Source organism: Pseudomonas sp. C5pp, assembly GCF_000814065.1.
GTDB classification, from domain to species: Bacteria; Pseudomonadota; Gammaproteobacteria; order Pseudomonadales; family Pseudomonadaceae; genus Aquipseudomonas; species Aquipseudomonas asiatica.
The window spans coordinates 82368-97401 of sequence record NZ_JWLN01000005.1; the positions used below are offsets into that span (position 1 = coordinate 82368).

A 15034-nucleotide genomic window follows, 5' to 3' on the forward strand; every position below is an offset into this window, starting at 1 on the left:
CTTTGTGGGGACGGCATTAGTGTCGCGAAAGGGGCTCAGCACGGCCTCAGGATCCTGAGTCCGCGTCAAACTGCCAACCACCGATCGTCAGCTCCATCGACCTCCAGTCCTGCTGCCCGGTCAACCGGGAGACCCTAGGCCGCGATGGTGAACCAATGGACGTCCTTGCTGACAATGAAATGTCGACCCGTAGTCATGTGGTCGGGCAACTGATCGTGGTGTTTTCCTTGATTCTGCTGCTGGCCTTGTTACTGGGGCTGTTCTCCCTCTACCGCCTCGCCGAGGCGCTGGATGCCCGGCAAGTGCAGCAAAGCCGCTTCTATGCTGAATCCGCCATGGCCCAGTTGCAGAAAAACGACAAGACGTTCCTGCTGACCCATGCCAACTGGCAGGCCGCCTATGATCACTTGAGCGGGCAGGTCGATGCACATTGGGCATACGACGAGGACAACGTTGGCGCCACGCTTTATACCTCCGATGGGTACGAAGGCGTATATGTGCTCGATGACGACGGCACTCGGTACGCAATACTGGACGGTAAGCTCAGCCAGCAGGGCCTGGAGCATCATACTGTCAGTGCTGGCAAGATCCTGCAGGAGGCTCGGCAAGCAGCTCAGCACGATCAGGCGTCTTCAGGCTACCTGGTCTTTCGTGGCCAGCCGGCGGTGTACGTCGCTGCACTGATCCGCCCGCAGACCCAGCCGGCCCGCCCGCCGGGACCAACTGCGGTGTTGGTGTTCATTCGGGTTCTATCGCCACAGGTGCTCTTGCCGCTGGGCCAGGCGGCGGGGTTGTCCGGCCTGGCCGTGGACGATTCGGCCGATCAGCGTCAAGGGCGCGGTGCCCTGCCACTCGAAGGCAGCGGCCACGCCTTGACATGGGATATTCCGCAGCCTGGCACCGAACTGATCCAGACGGTTATCGCGCCCTTGGCTATCGCCGTTCTATTCATCGCGATGAGCATGGCATTGTTTGCACGCTATGCGATTCGGGCCAGCACCAGGATCGATCGTAGCCACCGTGCTCTGATGACTTCCCGGGTTGCCCTGCAATCGAGTGAAGAGCGCTTCAAGGCCGTGGCCGAAGCCGCGTCGGACTGGATATGGGAAACTGATGTACTCCTTCGGCTGACCTACCTTTCGGACCGGTTCACCGAACTCACCGGGCACCCCGTCGAAGCGTGGCGACAGCGCCCGATTACCGAGTTGCTGTCGTGTGACACCAGTAACCTGCGGACCTCGCTGCACAGCCTGGCCGCGACAGGCTCTTCCGGCACGCTGCGTTGCCAATATCAGGACCATCTCGGTCAACAGCGCATCTGCAGGATCGCATCTCGTGCGATCGTGGCCGAGGGCGTCTGTACCGGCTTTCGTGGCACGTGCAGCGACATCACCGACGAAGTGGCCGCCCATGCCCAGATTCAGCACCTGTCTTTGCACGACGCCCTGACCGGCCTGCCTAATCGCAACAAGCTGTTCCGATTTCTCGAACAATCAACGCCTGGCGCCCAGCTGGCGCTGTTGATGCTGGACCTGGACAACTTCAAGCCCATCAACGACAGCCTTGGGCATCCAGCCGGCGACGCGGTGCTGCTCGAGGTAGCGAGCCGCCTCGGTCGAGCTACCCGTGACAGTGATCTGGTCGCCCGTCTGGGAGGTGATGAATTCATCGTCGTACTTACCCGGCCGGGCGATCACGAAGACATGGACCGGTTCTGCATGCGCGTGATCGAGGCGATCAAGCGCCCCATTCAGGTCGAAGGGCATGTCGTGCAAGTGGGGGTGAGCCTGGGTGTAGTGCTGTCGGCCGAATACCCCGGTACACCGAGCGACCTGATCCGGCACGCCGACGTGGCCCTTTACAGCGCCAAGCAGGCGGGCAAGAACACCTGGCGCTTCTTTTCGGCACAGATGAACGCAGCATTGATGGAGAAACGTGTGCTGGAAAGCGAGTTGCGCGAGGGTATACCGCGTGGCGAACTGGTGCTGCATTTTCAGCCGCGCTTCAAGGTCGATGGGGTCTCGATCGCATCGGCCGAGGCCCTGGTGCGCTGGCAACACCCTCGCTTGGGCCTGCTGCGCCCGGACCGTTTCATTCCACTTGCCGAAGAGTCCGACCTTATCGTGCTGCTTGGCAACTGGGTGCTGCATGACGCCTGCATCAAGGCGCGGGGCTGGCCGCAGGCGGTGATGGTCTCGGTCAACATGTCGCCGGCCCAGTTCAGCCGCAGCGATGTGGTCCGCGACGTCGGTAACGCGTTGCGCGCCACCGGGCTGCCAGCCCACCGCCTGGAGCTGGAAATTACCGAAAACGTCATGCTCAACGATGTCGAAGGCGCACTGCACACCATGCTTGCACTGAAGGAGCTGGGCGTGCGCCTGAACATGGACGACTTCGGGACCGGTTACTCCTCGCTGGGCTACCTGCGTACCTACCCGTTCGACAGCATCAAGATCGACAAGCGCTTCGTGCAGCACCTGGGCAAGAGCGGCAGCGACCGTAGCGTGGTCCAGGCCATCATCAACCTTGGCAATGCAATGGGCATGACGGTGACTGCCGAAGGTGTCGAGACCGCCGAGCAATTGGCCTTGCTCAGCGATGACCAATGCCATGAAGTACAAGGCTTCCTGCTCAGCAAACCGCTGGAAAACGAGGCACTGATGGGGATGATGAAAGACCAGGTGTCGTTAGCGCAATGACGCCTCGCAGAGGAGGGCAGTTTCATTCGGATGCAAACGACGGCCGTTCCGCGAACCATGCCACCGCCAGCTCCTTGAACGCCTCAGCCGAAGGCGTCAGCGGATAGCGTTGATCATGCGCCAGCACGATGCTGTGCGTTGGCAGTTTCTCCTCGGTCGGCCGACATACCAGCGCTTGACCATCATAACTGCGGTCACCAAATGGCCGGGTGTAGATCAGCGCCACGCCAAACCCGTTGGCGACCAGGCTACGCTGCATCTCGAAGGTGCGCACACGGTGTACAGCGGCGGGCGAAAGATCGTAGAAGCTGAACAGATCCAGCACATGCTGCCAGCTGTGGACCTGATCGGTGACTACCAGTGTGTATTCGGATAGCGCTTTGAGGCTGACGCGCGATTCCCTGGCCAACGGGTGATCGGCAGCCAGCAGTACCTGAGCGGTCAGCTGGCACAACTGGGTGCATTGAGTGTTCGGCGGCAGGCCCAGATCGTAGGTGATCGCCAGCTCTATCGCGCCCTCACTCAGCCGCTTGCCCACATAATCGAAGCTGCCTTCGCGCATATCGACCGTGACCCTCGGGCAGGACTCCTGCATCCGTCGCACGATCTGTGGCAGGCAATAGGGCGCCAGGTCTTCAAAACATCCGACCACCAACTCTCCGACACACTCTCCTGCATTGGCATTGATCTCGGCAAAGGTCCGAGCCTCGCTCAGAACGCGGCGGGCCTGGACCATGACGGTACGCCCGAACGGGGTCAGCGATATGCCGAGGCCACGTTGGCGCACGAAAATAGATTGGCCCAGCACCTCTTCCAGTTCGCTGATGGCCGCCGAAATGGAGGGCTGCGAAACATGAAGCTCCATGGCGGCAGTCGTGAGGTTCCCGTGCTTGGCCGCTGCGAGCGCGTAGCGCAGTTGTCGCAGTGTGAACTTCATAGGTTTTTCCGTTGTGATACATCAGGACATATTATTTTATCCTTTTTTGAGGTTGTGAAATATTTCCTCTGTGCAGTGGCAACCGATCACAGGTGCCACGCCGATGCCGATTGCAAGGCTGATCAGCCAGTTTGGCGACCCTCTTTGGGCCGGATGCCCTCGACTACTGCAATCCATGTTCTTGTTTGGGAGCGTCACAATGAAAATTACAAAGGCTCTGCTGACCACCACACTATCTTTCGGGCTGCTGGCGGCCGCTGGTGCCAGCCAGGCGGCCGGCTGGTGCGAGTCTGGCAAACCGGTGAAATTCGCCGGATTGAACTGGGAAAGCGGGATGCTGCTCACCGACGTGATGCGGTTCGTGCTGAAAAATGGTTATGGCTGTGAAACCGACAGCCTGCCGGGTAACTCCATCTCCATGGAAAACGCCCTGAGCAGCAACGACATTCAGGTGTTTGCCGAAGAGTGGGTAGGGCGCAGCGAGGTCTGGAACAAGGCTGCGGCCGCCGGTAAGGTCGTTGGCGTTGGCGCGCCGGTCGTTGGCGCAGTCGAAGGCTGGTATGTGCCGCGTTACGTGATCGAAGGCGACCCCAAGCGCAAACTCGAAGCCAAGGCACCGAACCTCAAGACCATCGCCGATCTTGGGCAATACGCCCAGGTATTCAAGGACCCGGAAGAACCGGACAAGGGGCGCTTCTACAATTGCCCGGCCGGCTGGACCTGCGAGCTGGACAACAGCGAGATGCTCAAGCACTACGGCCTGGAAAGCAGCTACACCAACTTCCGCCCGGGCACCGGCCCGGCGCTGGATGCCGCCGTGCTGTCGAGCTACAAGCGTGGCGAGCCGATCCTGTTCTACTACTGGTCGCCGACGCCGCTGATGGGCCTGGTCGACCTGGTCAAGCTGGACGAGAAGCCAGGCGTGGATAAATCCCTGACCATCAAAGTGGGCCTGTCGAAGGCCTTCCACGAGCAGGCGCCGGAACTGGTGGCGGTGCTGGAAAAGGTCAATCTGCCGATCGACCTGCTGAACCAGAACCTGGCACGCATGAGCAAAGATCGCATCGAGTCGCCGGAGCTGGCCAAGTTGTTCCTCAAGGAGCACCCCGAGGTCTGGCACAGCTGGGTCAGCGAAGACGCAGCCAAAAAGGTGGACGCGGCACTCTGAGCGTATGGGCTTGTCCGGCTCCTGCCGGACAAGGCACGCGACAGTCCGTTTCATGCACTTGCTCGAGAGAATTCCATGTTTCCCAAGAACTTCACGTTTTCCATTGCCGACTGGGTCAATGGCTGGGTCGATGCGCTTGTAACCAACTACGGTGACGTGTTCCGGCACATCTCCGACACCCTGTTGTGGGCCATCGTCAACCTCGAAGGCCTGCTGCGCGCAGTACCCTGGTGGCTGATGCTGGCCATTGTTGCTGGTATCGCCTGGCACGCCACCCGCAAAGTCGTGACCACTGCCGTGATCGTCGGCTTGCTCTTTTTGGTCGGCGCGGTCGGCCTCTGGGACAAGCTGATGCAGACCCTGGCGCTGATGCTGGTCGCAACGCTGATATCGGTCCTGGTCGGCATTCCGCTGGGTGTGCTGTCGGCGCGCAACGATCGCCTGCGGGCGGTGTTGATGCCGCTGCTCGACATCATGCAGACCATGCCCAGCTTCGTGTACCTGATCCCGGTACTGATGCTGTTCGGCCTGGGCAAGGTGCCGGCGATCTTTGCCACCGTCATCTATGCCGCGCCGCCGCTGATTCGCCTGACCGACCTGGGCATTCGCCAGGTGGATGGCGAGGTCATGGAGGCGATCAACGCTTTCGGTGCCAATCGCATGCAACAACTGTTCGGTGTGCAGCTGCCACTGGCGTTGCCGAGCATCATGGCCGGTATCAACCAGACCACCATGATGGCCCTGTCGATGGTGGTCATCGCCTCGATGATCGGTGCCCGCGGCCTGGGTGAAGACGTCCTGGTCGGCATCCAGACCCTGAATGTGGGCCGCGGCCTCGAAGCGGGCCTGGCCATCGTGATTCTGGCGGTCGTGATCGACCGCATTACCCAGGCCTATGGCCGACCACGGCATGGGGTGGGCAAATGAGCGCCAAACAGACAATGAACAAGATCGAAGTCAAGAATGTCTTCAAGATATTCGGTGCTCGCGCCGAAGATGCCCTGAAACTGATCCGCCAGCAAAAAGCCAAGGATCAGGTCCTGGCCGAAACCGGCTGCGTGGTCGGGGTCAACGATCTCTCGTTGTCCATCGGCAGCGGCGAGATCTTCGTGATCATGGGGCTGTCGGGTTCGGGCAAGTCGACCCTGGTGCGCCACTTCAACCGCCTGATCGACCCGACCAGCGGCCAGATCCTGGTCGATGGCGAAGACATTCTGCAGTACGACATGGACGCCCTGCGCGAATTCCGCCGGCACAAGATCAGCATGGTATTCCAGAGCTTCGGCCTGTTGCCGCACCGCACCGTGCTGGACAACGTCGCCTACGGCCTGAAAGTACGTGGCGAGAGCAAGGCCAGGTGCGCAGAGCGTGCCCTGCACTGGATCAACACCGTGGGCCTCAAGGGTTACGAAAAGTCGTACCCGCACCAGTTGTCGGGCGGCATGCGTCAGCGCGTCGGCCTGGCCCGCGCCCTGGCAGCCGACACCGACATCATCCTGATGGACGAAGCCTTCAGTGCGCTCGACCCACTGATTCGCGCCGAAATGCAGGACCAGTTGCTGGAGCTGCAGAAGACCCTGCACAAGACCATCGTGTTCATCACGCACGACCTGGACGAGGCGGTGCGTATCGGCAACCGGATTGCCATTCTCAAGGACGGTCGCCTGGTCCAGGTCGGTACGCCGAAAGAAATCCTCTACCAGCCTGCGGACGAATATGTAGATCGTTTCGTGCAGCGTCGCGTAGCTTCGCTTTAAGGAACCGGGTGTATGTCGTTTGCCGAAAGAATCATCATCGCCGACGCGCCAGTGCGTTGGCAGGACGTGGTGGCAGTGGCCCGGCATGGCGCGAAGCTTGAGCTGGCCCCATCGGCCTGGGCACGGATCGAGAACGCCCAGGCGATTGTCCAGCGCATCGTTTCCAGCGGTGACCGCGCCTATGGCGTCAACACCGGGCTTGGCGCCTTGTGCAATGTCTCATTGCAGGACGAACAACTCAGCCAGCTGTCGCACAACACCTTGCTCAGCCATGCCTGTGGCGTGGGTACGGCGCTGTCGGACGAACAGACCCGGGCGATAATGTGCGCGGCGATCATCAATTTCTGCCAGGGCCGTTCCGGCCTGCAGCGCAAGGTGGTCGAGGCGCTGCTGACCTTGCTCAACCAGCACATCACACCGCAGGTGCCGAAGCAGGGGTCGGTGGGGTACCTGACCCACATGGCGCATATCAGCATCAGCTTGCTGGGCGTCGGCCAGGTCAGCTATCGCGGCCAGATCATGCCGGCGCAGCAGGCCTTGGCCGAGGTCGGCCTGGCGCCGGTCAAACTGGGTGCCAAGGATGGCCTGTGCCTGGTCAACGGTACCCCTTGCATGACCGGCCTTAGCTGCCTGTCCCTGGACGATGCCACGCGGTTGAGCCAATGGGCGGACGTTATCAGTGCCATGAGCTTCGAGGCCCTGCGCGGCCAGCTCGATGCCTTCGACCCTGAAATCATCGCGATGAAACCGCACCCCGGCATGCAGCGCGTGGGCAGTAACCTGCGGCGCCTGCTCGACGGCAGCGAAATCATTGCCAGCAGCCAAGGCATTCGCACCCAGGACGCGTTGAGCATTCGCTCGATTCCGCAGGTTCATGGCGCCGCCCGCGACCAGCTGGACCACGCTGCGCGGCAGATCGAAACCGAACTCAACTCCACCACCGACAACCCGATGCTGCTGGGTACGCCCGAGTCGTATCGGGTGATTTCCCAGGCGAATCCGCACGGCCAGTCGGTGGCCATGGCGGCTGACTTGCTGGCCATCGCGGTGGCCGAGATCGGGGCGATTGCCGAGCGTCGTCTCGATCGCCTGATCAACCCGTTGGTCAGCGGCTTGCCGGCTTTCCTGGTCAGCCAGCCGGGAGTTAATTCGGGGATGATGATTGTCCAGTACGTGGCTGCTTCACTGTGTGCAGAAAACCGTCAGCTGGCACAACCGGCAGTCGTCGACAACTACGTCACCTCCGGCCTGCAGGAGGACCATCTGAGCATGGGCACCAATGCCGGGTTGAAGCTGCACCGCGCCCTGGAGAACTGCACGCAGATCCTCGCCATCGAATACCTGTTGGCGGCCCAGGCATTCGAGTTCCTCAAGGAGCAGCGCTTTGGCGCGGGTACCAACGTTGCCTGGCGGTTGTTGCGCGAACGGGTCCCGGCGTATGCCCAGGACCGTTGGCTGGCCCCGGATATCGCCAGCAGCGCATCGATCCTGAAGGATCCGGGCCTGCTTGGCGCTGCATTCCCCGAGCTGCTATGACCGATGCAAGGGCCACTCATGGCTTCGGCTCGTAAGGGGTAGGACCTGTGCAATCGGGGGGGCAAATGCCCCCTTGATTGCGAACGACCAATAAAACGTTGACTTTGCGCGCGCCCAGGAACATTCATGATTCCAGGGTCATTGATGTTCGAGGTGAGATCATGGCGCAGACCGACGTTCTCATTGTCGGAGCCGGTCCGACCGGGCTGGTTCTTGCTCTTTGGCTCAACAGGCAAGGCGTTGCCGTAAGGATCGTCGACAAGAGCAGTGGTCCTGGCGAAGCTTCTCGCGCAATGGCTGTTCAAGCCCGCACGCTGGAGCTCTATCGCCAGCTCGACCTGGCCGAGCCAGTGATAGAGGCTGGCTATAAAACCCCTGCCATGAACATGTGGGCACTCGGTCGGCACAGGGCGCGTATCCCCTTGGGCGACGCAGGCAGAGAAGTTTCAGCGTATCCCTTCGTGTTGATCTATCCCCAGGACCGCCATGAGCGCCTGCTGGTGCAGCAGCTCCAGTCACTCGGGGTGGATGTGGAACGGCAGACCGAACTGCTGTCCTTCGAGGAGGGTGAAAGCCATGTCACGGCCCTGCTGAAACATGCTGATGGGCGAGAAGAGTCCGTCACTGCGGCTTTTCTGGCGGGGTGCGATGGCGCTCGTTCGGCAAGAGATCGGCAGCGGTTTCGATGGCGGCACCTACAAACAGCTTTTCTATGTTGCGGATGTCAGGGTAACGGGCGTCGAGCCGGCAGGCGAGGGGCATATCGCTTTTGATAAATCCGATTTTGTGCTGCTTTTGTGCTATGGCGAAAAGGACCAGTACCGCTTGATTGGCACCGTGCGTGATGAGCGAGCCGAGCATCCTGAACATCTGACGTTCGAGGACGTTGGTCATGATGCGATCAACGGCTTGAACCTCAGGATTACCGCCGTGAACTGGTTTTCCACCTACCGTGTTCACCATCGCGTCGCGGACCATTTCCGCCGTGGCCGGGCGTTTCTGCTCGGTGATGCTGCGCATGTGCATAGCCCGGCGGGAGGGCAGGGCATGAACACCGGCATTCTGGACGCGATCAACCTGGCATGGAAGTTGGCCGCGGTGTTGAAAGGGAAGGCGCCCGACACATTGCTCGACAGCTACCAGATCGAACGCCAGGCATTTGCCCGCACGCTGGTGGAGACAACTGACAAACTGTTCACCTTCGTTACCGCTCAAGGCGGATTTGCCGACTTTGTACGCACTCGCATCGCGCCGATGTTTGCGAGCGTTGCATACAAGAGCGAAAACGTCCGTGAGTACCTGTTCCGAGTGGTTTCGCAAACCACCCTCGATTACCGCGAAAGCCCGCTGAGCCAGGGCAAGGCTGGTGGCGTTCAGGGTGGTGATCGCCTGCCTTGGCTGCCTGTGGGCACCGAGGACAACTACGCTTCACTGGCAGCCATTCAGTGGCAGGTGCATGTTTACGGCGAAGCCAAGGCCGACTTGTCCCAATGGTGCGCAAGGCACGGTATTGCACTGCATGTTTTCGCTTGGGAGCATGCGTACGAGAAAGCCGGCGTTGCCAGAAATGCTGCTTACCTGTTGCGGCCTGACAACTATGTCGCGCTGGCTGCTCCTGAGGGGGAGGCGACCGCCTTGAGTCAGTATTTCGAGGAGCAGGGGATGATGCGATGAGCATCGCATGCCAGATTTGTGCAGGTTGTGGTCGACAGCGCATGAACTATCGATGCCGGGAAATTCTCGGGTACTGCCTAAGATGCGTTAACCACATGCAGCGGAACGATCGGTGATGGCGCTGAGCATTCTGCTGCACGGATTGAGCGTTCAACCGCTGCTTGCCAGATACGAAGCGTGGAAGGGGCGGCTCACTGCTTCGTTGTAGCTTGAAACCGACGCAGAGCGTTTGGTGGCCACTGCGGTTAAATCCAGAAAAAAAAGCCAGGGCGCCGTGCACCCTGGCCGAGCTCATTTCAAGTTAGCGATTTTCGCTGCCACGACCGCCGCCGTGGCTGTTCTGTCCGCCTTTACGTCCAGCCTCAGAGGCGCGTTCTCTGTCGTTGGCAAAATTGCCCCCAGAGCTTTGTCCGCCTTTGCGACCTGCCTCCGACGCCTTCTCACGGTCATTGGCAAAATTGCCTGGATTGTTCTGGGCGGTACCACCTTGGTGGCCACGATTGCTTTGGTTGTCAGCCATGATCTTTCACCTCATGTCGTCACACAGGAAAGTCTGTGTTCAACTCTGACGTCAGGCAGAGGGGCGTTTGCTCTACTGCATTTTGCTCGGCCCGACGGGTTGCGCGAAAGAACCCGTGCGGGCGCCTGTGGTGCAGCAGAGCTTTGCTCGCCAACCTTTGGGAAGGATCGGGCTTGCATCGACCTTGACGGCACGGTCGTTCAGCTCCTGCGTCGTGAATGGGTGATTGCAAAACCTACGATCATTCCAAGCGCCGCTGCGCCGATCAGTAGTGGCGTCTTGTCTTTTGACTTCCTCCAACCCCCGTCGATACTCCTCCTGCCTCTCGGCGGCTCAAAGAGGTTGCCAGATGATGTTTCGGCTTTGGGACTGCGGTTTATCCCCCGACGCGTCAGCCACCCCGATAACAGAGGCAGGCCTGGTACCAGGTAACTGGCCAGATGCGCCAGGCGGGCCGTGGCACCGACCGTGGTGTGAGCGCGTGGCGAGATTGCACAGGCCACCATGGCCTTCGCCACAAGTTCGGGATCATATACAGGGCCCGGAGGCGTCAGCGCATGGCCTGTGTAGTTGCCGCCGTCTCGGAAGCCCGGTGTGTCCATGACGGCCGGATAGATATCGCAAACATGGATATCAGGAAACTCCGTCAACTCCCCCCGCAGCGCCTCGGTCAGGCCACGCAAGCCGAACTTGCTCGCCGAGTATGCGGCTGCATAGGGTTGGGCCACCCAGCTGCCCAGTGACAGCGTATTGATCAGGATGCCGCTGCCCTGGGCTTTGAAGAGGGGGAGGGCTACGAACGCACCGCGCAGGTAACCCATCAGGTCGGTCTGAATGACCTGCTCGTGGGCCTCCAGCGGTGTTTCCTCGAAATTGCCGACCGCCCCAACGCCGGCGTTGTTGATCCAGATATCGATTCGCCCGTGGCCGAACTCTGCTGCCTGTGCGGCCAGGGCTTGCACCTGGTCGTTGTGGGTGACGTCGGTCGTGATTGCTATGGCATCGGTACCGCAGTCGGTGCATTCATCCAGTACCTCGAACAACGCCTCTTCATCGCGCGCAGCGAGCACCAGGCGAGCACCCTTGCAGGCAAATGCGTGCGCGGCGGCCCGGCCGATACCGCTGGAAGCGCCAGTGATCACCACGACTTTGCCGCGCAGTGGCCCTCTGCTTTGAAGGCCCCCGCGGGGCGCTTCCTGTTCTGTGCCAGATTTCTTGTGGTCGTCAAGTGGCGCGATCGTTTCGCTGGCCTCGATCCGAGAAAGCTCAAGAGCGGTGCCATCGACCAGGGTCAACCTCAGCCCTTCAATCGTGCCAGCCTCCCGGTTCGGAAACACGGGTTCACCGTCGGCATCCACGCTGTCGTAGATGAAGCGCGTGCCTTCGATCCACCCCACGGCGGTCAAAAGCTCAGGGCCGAGATAATACTTCCCGTCTTGAAAGAAGCCAGGGAACTGATGAGCCCGCTCCACGTTTTCCACGCGATAGCGTTCACCTGGTTTCATACCTGTCGCTTGATCGATCATTTTGCGCACCCCTGTAGTTGGACCTCGGAAATGCCAGCCTTTGCTGTGCTAGTCAGAAGCAGGCCCGGTGCGCTTGACGCCGCGCGGGCCAGCCACGCTCCGGATACCAAAGCGCTCGTTGGCACCTGCCCGGCAGGCGCATCTTTGCGTGTTGGATATGCAGGGGAAGCCAGGGCGGACGGCAAAGTTCAGACCAACAAGTCCGGTGGTACCAAACGGCGCTTCGCTGCATCCGTGTGTCACTGGATGATGTCCTGAACCGCCGTGCCCGGAGTTATATGCCGTCCTCAATGCCGTGGTGGGCGTCGGGCTCTTAACGAGTGGTTGTGCCGGTGAATGGCGCGGCAGCTGTCAACGAGACGGGTCCCTACTTCAAGATGTGCCTCGTATCAGGCGACCATCCTAGCCGTTCACGTCCACAATCAACCGGCCACGGATCTTCCCTTCCATCAGTTCAGAGGCGGCTGCAAGCGCGCCCTGAAGGCAAATTTCCTTGGTCATCACCGGTAGTGCGTCGATTTTCAGTTGATCGGACAGCCTTTCCCACGCCTCGACTCGTCGCTCGTATGGCTGAGTGACGCTATTGATGCCGAGCAGGCTTACCCCTCGCAGAATGAAAGGTGCAACGGTTGCCGGAAAGTCCATCCCCTGAGCCAGTCCGCATGCAGCCACCAGGCCTTCGGACATTGTACTCGCGCACGCATTGGCCAGCGTATGGCTGCCGACCGAGTCGATAACGGCTGCCCATCTTTCTTTTGCCAATGGACGCCCTGGGGCTGAAAGCTCGGCCCGATCGATGATGGCCGTTGCCCCGAGGCTTTCCAGGTAGGCGGCTTCGCTAGCTTTTCCGGTTGCGGCAGTGACGGTATACCCGGCACTGGCCAGAAGGCTGATGGCGAAACTACCGACGCCGCCCGTGGCGCCTGTGACCAACACCGGCCCGTCGGAGGGTTTCAATCCATGGCGCTCCAAGGCCATCAGGCATAGCATGGCGGTGTATCCAGCGGTGCCGATGGCCATGGTTTGGCGTTCGTCCAGGTGCCCAGGGTGAGGGATCAGCCAGTCGCCGTTCAATCTCGCCTTTTGTGCAAGCCCACCCCAATGGCTTTCACCCACCCCCCAACCGTTGAGCAGTACGCGGTCGCCTGGCTGGTATCGAGGATCGTCACTGGCTTCGACAGTGCCCGCGAGATCGATGCCCGGCACCATCGGAAACTGGCGAACAACCGGCCCTTTGCCGGTGATAGCCAGCGCATCCTTGTAGTTCAAGGTGCTGTAGGCCACCTTCACCGTCACGTTCCCGGTGGGCAGTTGGTCGTCCTCAAGCTCGGTGAGTCGGGCCGAGTACTTGTCTTCCAGCTTATCGATCAGAATGGCCTTGAACATTGCTTGTCCTCATTTAGACCGGTTGTCTTTAAATTACCCGAAAGGAATCACCGGGTGATCCCCGTCAGAAAGCCTTGGAAAAAAATGTCCAGGGGGTGGACATGCTGTGTCAGCCGTGCACGAAGAACGGCACCCTCCCAGCCAACCCAGAAGTAGGCCGCGAGGGCTTTGCAGTCATGCTCGCGAGACACCTCGCCCAGCTCGACCGCTTCCTCCAGGCAGGCAGACAAGCGCTGCTCCCAGTCCTGCAGGGTCAGTTCCAATTGATCACGGAAGCTGTCGGGTAGCACCAAGACCTCCTGGCCAAGGTTGCCCACCAGGCAGCCTCTTCGGAACTGGTACTTGGCCATCCCGACCTTCGCCTCTTCAACGAAGTTGGAAAGCCTCAGCAGCGGCGACACGCTCAGGTCGCTGAAGCAGCGATCGAGCTTTCGAGCGAAGTAGTCGGCATAGCGCTGCAGTACCGCTTGGCCGAATGCCTCTTTGCTGTCGAAGTAGTGATAGAACGAGCCTTTGGGCACCTGCACGCGTTTGAGCACAGTATCGATGCCGGTGGCAGCAAAGCCCTGCTCTGTGAGGATTTCCATGCCACAACGCAGCAAAAGCTCAAGCGTCTCGCCATGCTCACGTGCAACTTTGGGTGGTCGACCTCTTCGAGGGACAGGTTTGGCGCTATTCATGCGTTGTAATTTAGACTGTCCGTCTCTAATGTCAACCATAGACCGACACGATTCCCGATCAACCTAGCGTTGGATGCGTCATGAAAAAGCGTTTACCTCCCCTGAACTGGCTTCGAGCTTTTGAGGCTTCTGCTCGGCTCCTGAATTTCACCCATGCCGCCGAAGAACTCAATCTCACGCAGGCAGCGATCAGCCAGCAGGTCAAGGCTTTGGAATCGCAGTTAGGCCAGGCGCTTTTCAAGCGTCTCCCGCGCGGGCTTGAGCTTACGGAGGCGGGAAAATCCTACTTTCCTGTCGTGAGAGAGTCGGTTGAACGCCTCGCTGCATCGACGGATGAGATCTTTGGGCAAGGGCATCGAAGCGCGCTCAGCATCCGCAGTAGCCTGGTGTTCTTCACTCATTGGATCGCCCCCCGGTTACCCCGATTCAAAGCATTGCACCCGGATGTGAGCATCCGAGTCGCGAGTAACATCTGGGTAGATGAAACAGAATTCGATGCCGACCTCGAAATCAGGTATGGACAAGGGCGCTGGCCTGGCATGAAGGCCGAGCGCCTGACGTGGGACACGCTGGTGCCGGTGTGTTCACCGGCATTGATCACTGCGCAACGTCCGTTGCAGCGTCCACAGGACCTTGCAAAGCACCCGTTGCTGCACGTGCTGGGCTATGAAGAAGGTTGGGGTTATTGGCTCAAGAGGAGCAACGCAGAGAGCGTCGACTCTTCTCAGGGGATGCAGTTCGACACCCTTATTTCGGCATTGACGATGGCTGAACTGGGCCAGGGCGTTGCGTTGGCGCGGTCTTCATTGGTCAGGCATCTTCTGGACGAAGGCCGGCTCGTCGCCCCCCTTGGGCGCCATGTACCGACCAAGGAGGCGTTCTACCTGGTTTATTCAGCACACAGCATGGTCAATCCCGATGCGGCAGCGTTTGCCCAGTGGCTGTGCGAGGAGGCGCAGGCTTTCAAGGTCGAGCCCGGCGCGGACGAGGACGAGCACCCTTAGCGATAAGCAAAGTACCCGAGCAATAAAAAAAATGGCCTCTTAGGGCCATTTTTTATTGCTTTCGCGATGCCTTCGAATTTCTGAAAGTAGCAATCACATCGCAAGCCCTTGGATGGTGCAGTCGTCCAGGTGACCGGTTAGTACGAG

11 protein-coding genes and 1 pseudogene are annotated in these 15034 nt (G+C 60.2%); 7 read left to right on the forward strand and 5 right to left on the reverse strand.

The window, feature by feature from the left end; translation table 11 throughout:
- Positions 1-155 precede the first annotated feature (155 nt).
- Positions 156-2699 (forward strand): bifunctional diguanylate cyclase/phosphodiesterase, encoded by a 2544-nt coding sequence (locus RR51_RS05750; RefSeq protein WP_039612880.1) that lies wholly within the window; start codon positions 156-158, stop codon positions 2697-2699.
- A 22-nt stretch (positions 2700-2721) separates the two neighbouring features.
- Here RR51_RS05750 and RR51_RS05755 read toward each other — a convergent pair whose 3' ends face one another.
- Complete coding sequence (locus RR51_RS05755) at positions 2722-3636, reverse strand: LysR family transcriptional regulator (protein ID WP_039612881.1); 915 nt, start codon at positions 3634-3636, stop codon at positions 2722-2724.
- Between the two features lie 199 nt (positions 3637-3835).
- On the opposite strand from RR51_RS05755, the gene RR51_RS05760 reads away from it, so the two are divergent.
- From RR51_RS05760 to RR51_RS05780, 5 genes and pseudogenes are all read left to right on the forward strand, one after another.
- Positions 3836-4804, forward strand: coding sequence for an ABC transporter substrate-binding protein (locus RR51_RS05760; protein ID WP_039612882.1), 969 nt, complete (start codon positions 3836-3838; stop codon positions 4802-4804).
- A 75-nt stretch (positions 4805-4879) separates the two neighbouring features.
- On the forward strand, positions 4880-5731 hold the full coding sequence (locus tag RR51_RS05765) for an ABC transporter permease (protein ID WP_015270115.1): 852 nt from the start codon (positions 4880-4882) through the stop codon (positions 5729-5731).
- Positions 5728-6561, forward strand: coding sequence for a quaternary amine ABC transporter ATP-binding protein (locus RR51_RS05770; RefSeq protein ID WP_003256804.1), 834 nt, complete (start codon positions 5728-5730; stop codon positions 6559-6561). The genes RR51_RS05765 and RR51_RS05770 overlap by 4 nt, the downstream gene beginning before the upstream one ends.
- 12 nt (positions 6562-6573) lie before the next feature.
- The gene (gene hutH, locus RR51_RS05775) at positions 6574-8097 is read left to right on the forward strand and encodes a histidine ammonia-lyase (protein ID WP_039612883.1); all 1524 of its coding nucleotides are present in this window, start codon (positions 6574-6576) and stop codon (positions 8095-8097) included.
- A gap of 161 nt (positions 8098-8258) precedes the next feature.
- Positions 8259-9771, forward strand: a pseudogene (locus RR51_RS05780) (FAD-dependent monooxygenase).
- Between the two features lie 301 nt (positions 9772-10072).
- Here the strand turns inward: RR51_RS05780 and RR51_RS28930 are convergent.
- From RR51_RS28930 to acuR, 4 genes are all read right to left on the reverse strand, one after another.
- Positions 10073-10291 (reverse strand): general stress protein, encoded by a 219-nt coding sequence (locus RR51_RS28930; RefSeq protein ID WP_003256807.1) that lies wholly within the window; start codon positions 10289-10291, stop codon positions 10073-10075.
- A gap of 200 nt (positions 10292-10491) precedes the next feature.
- A complete protein-coding gene (locus RR51_RS05785) occupies positions 10492-11817 on the reverse strand; it encodes an SDR family oxidoreductase (protein WP_039612884.1) in 1326 nt (441 codons plus the stop codon).
- A gap of 402 nt (positions 11818-12219) precedes the next feature.
- Positions 12220-13203 carry an acrylyl-CoA reductase (NADPH) gene (gene acuI / locus RR51_RS05790; protein ID WP_039612885.1) on the reverse strand — a complete coding sequence of 328 codons (984 nt, stop codon included), beginning with the start codon at positions 13201-13203 and terminating at the stop codon, positions 12220-12222.
- Positions 13204-13250: 47 nt separating this feature from the next.
- Positions 13251-13883 carry an acrylate utilization transcriptional regulator AcuR gene (gene acuR, locus RR51_RS05795; protein WP_177328643.1) on the reverse strand — a complete coding sequence of 211 codons (633 nt, stop codon included), beginning with the start codon at positions 13881-13883 and terminating at the stop codon, positions 13251-13253.
- A gap of 80 nt (positions 13884-13963) precedes the next feature.
- On the opposite strand from acuR, the gene gcvA reads away from it, so the two are divergent.
- Positions 13964-14887 (forward strand): transcriptional regulator GcvA, encoded by a 924-nt coding sequence (gene gcvA / locus RR51_RS05800; RefSeq protein WP_039612887.1) that lies wholly within the window; start codon positions 13964-13966, stop codon positions 14885-14887.
- Positions 14888-15034: the final 147 nt, after the last annotated feature.

Coding starts and splice junctions, on each gene's coding strand:
- acuR (WP_177328643.1), bottom strand. CDS start 13,883: ATGAATAGCGCCAAACCTGTCCCTCGAAGAGGTCGACCACCCAAAGTT.
- RR51_RS05785 (WP_039612884.1), bottom strand. CDS start 11,817: ATGATCGATCAAGCGACAGGTATGAAACCAGGTGAACGCTATCGCGTG.
- RR51_RS05760 (WP_039612882.1), top strand. CDS start 3,836: ATGAAAATTACAAAGGCTCTGCTGACCACCACACTATCTTTCGGGCTG.
- RR51_RS05770 (WP_003256804.1), top strand. CDS start 5,728: ATGAGCGCCAAACAGACAATGAACAAGATCGAAGTCAAGAATGTCTTC.
- RR51_RS28930 (WP_003256807.1), bottom strand. CDS start 10,291: ATGGCTGACAACCAAAGCAATCGTGGCCACCAAGGTGGTACCGCCCAG.
- RR51_RS05755 (WP_039612881.1), bottom strand. CDS start 3,636: ATGAAGTTCACACTGCGACAACTGCGCTACGCGCTCGCAGCGGCCAAG.
- RR51_RS05750 (WP_039612880.1), top strand. CDS start 156: ATGGACGTCCTTGCTGACAATGAAATGTCGACCCGTAGTCATGTGGTC.
- gcvA (WP_039612887.1), top strand. CDS start 13,964: ATGAAAAAGCGTTTACCTCCCCTGAACTGGCTTCGAGCTTTTGAGGCT.
- RR51_RS05765 (WP_015270115.1), top strand. CDS start 4,880: ATGTTTCCCAAGAACTTCACGTTTTCCATTGCCGACTGGGTCAATGGC.
- hutH (WP_039612883.1), top strand. CDS start 6,574: ATGTCGTTTGCCGAAAGAATCATCATCGCCGACGCGCCAGTGCGTTGG.
- acuI (WP_039612885.1), bottom strand. CDS start 13,203: ATGTTCAAGGCCATTCTGATCGATAAGCTGGAAGACAAGTACTCGGCC.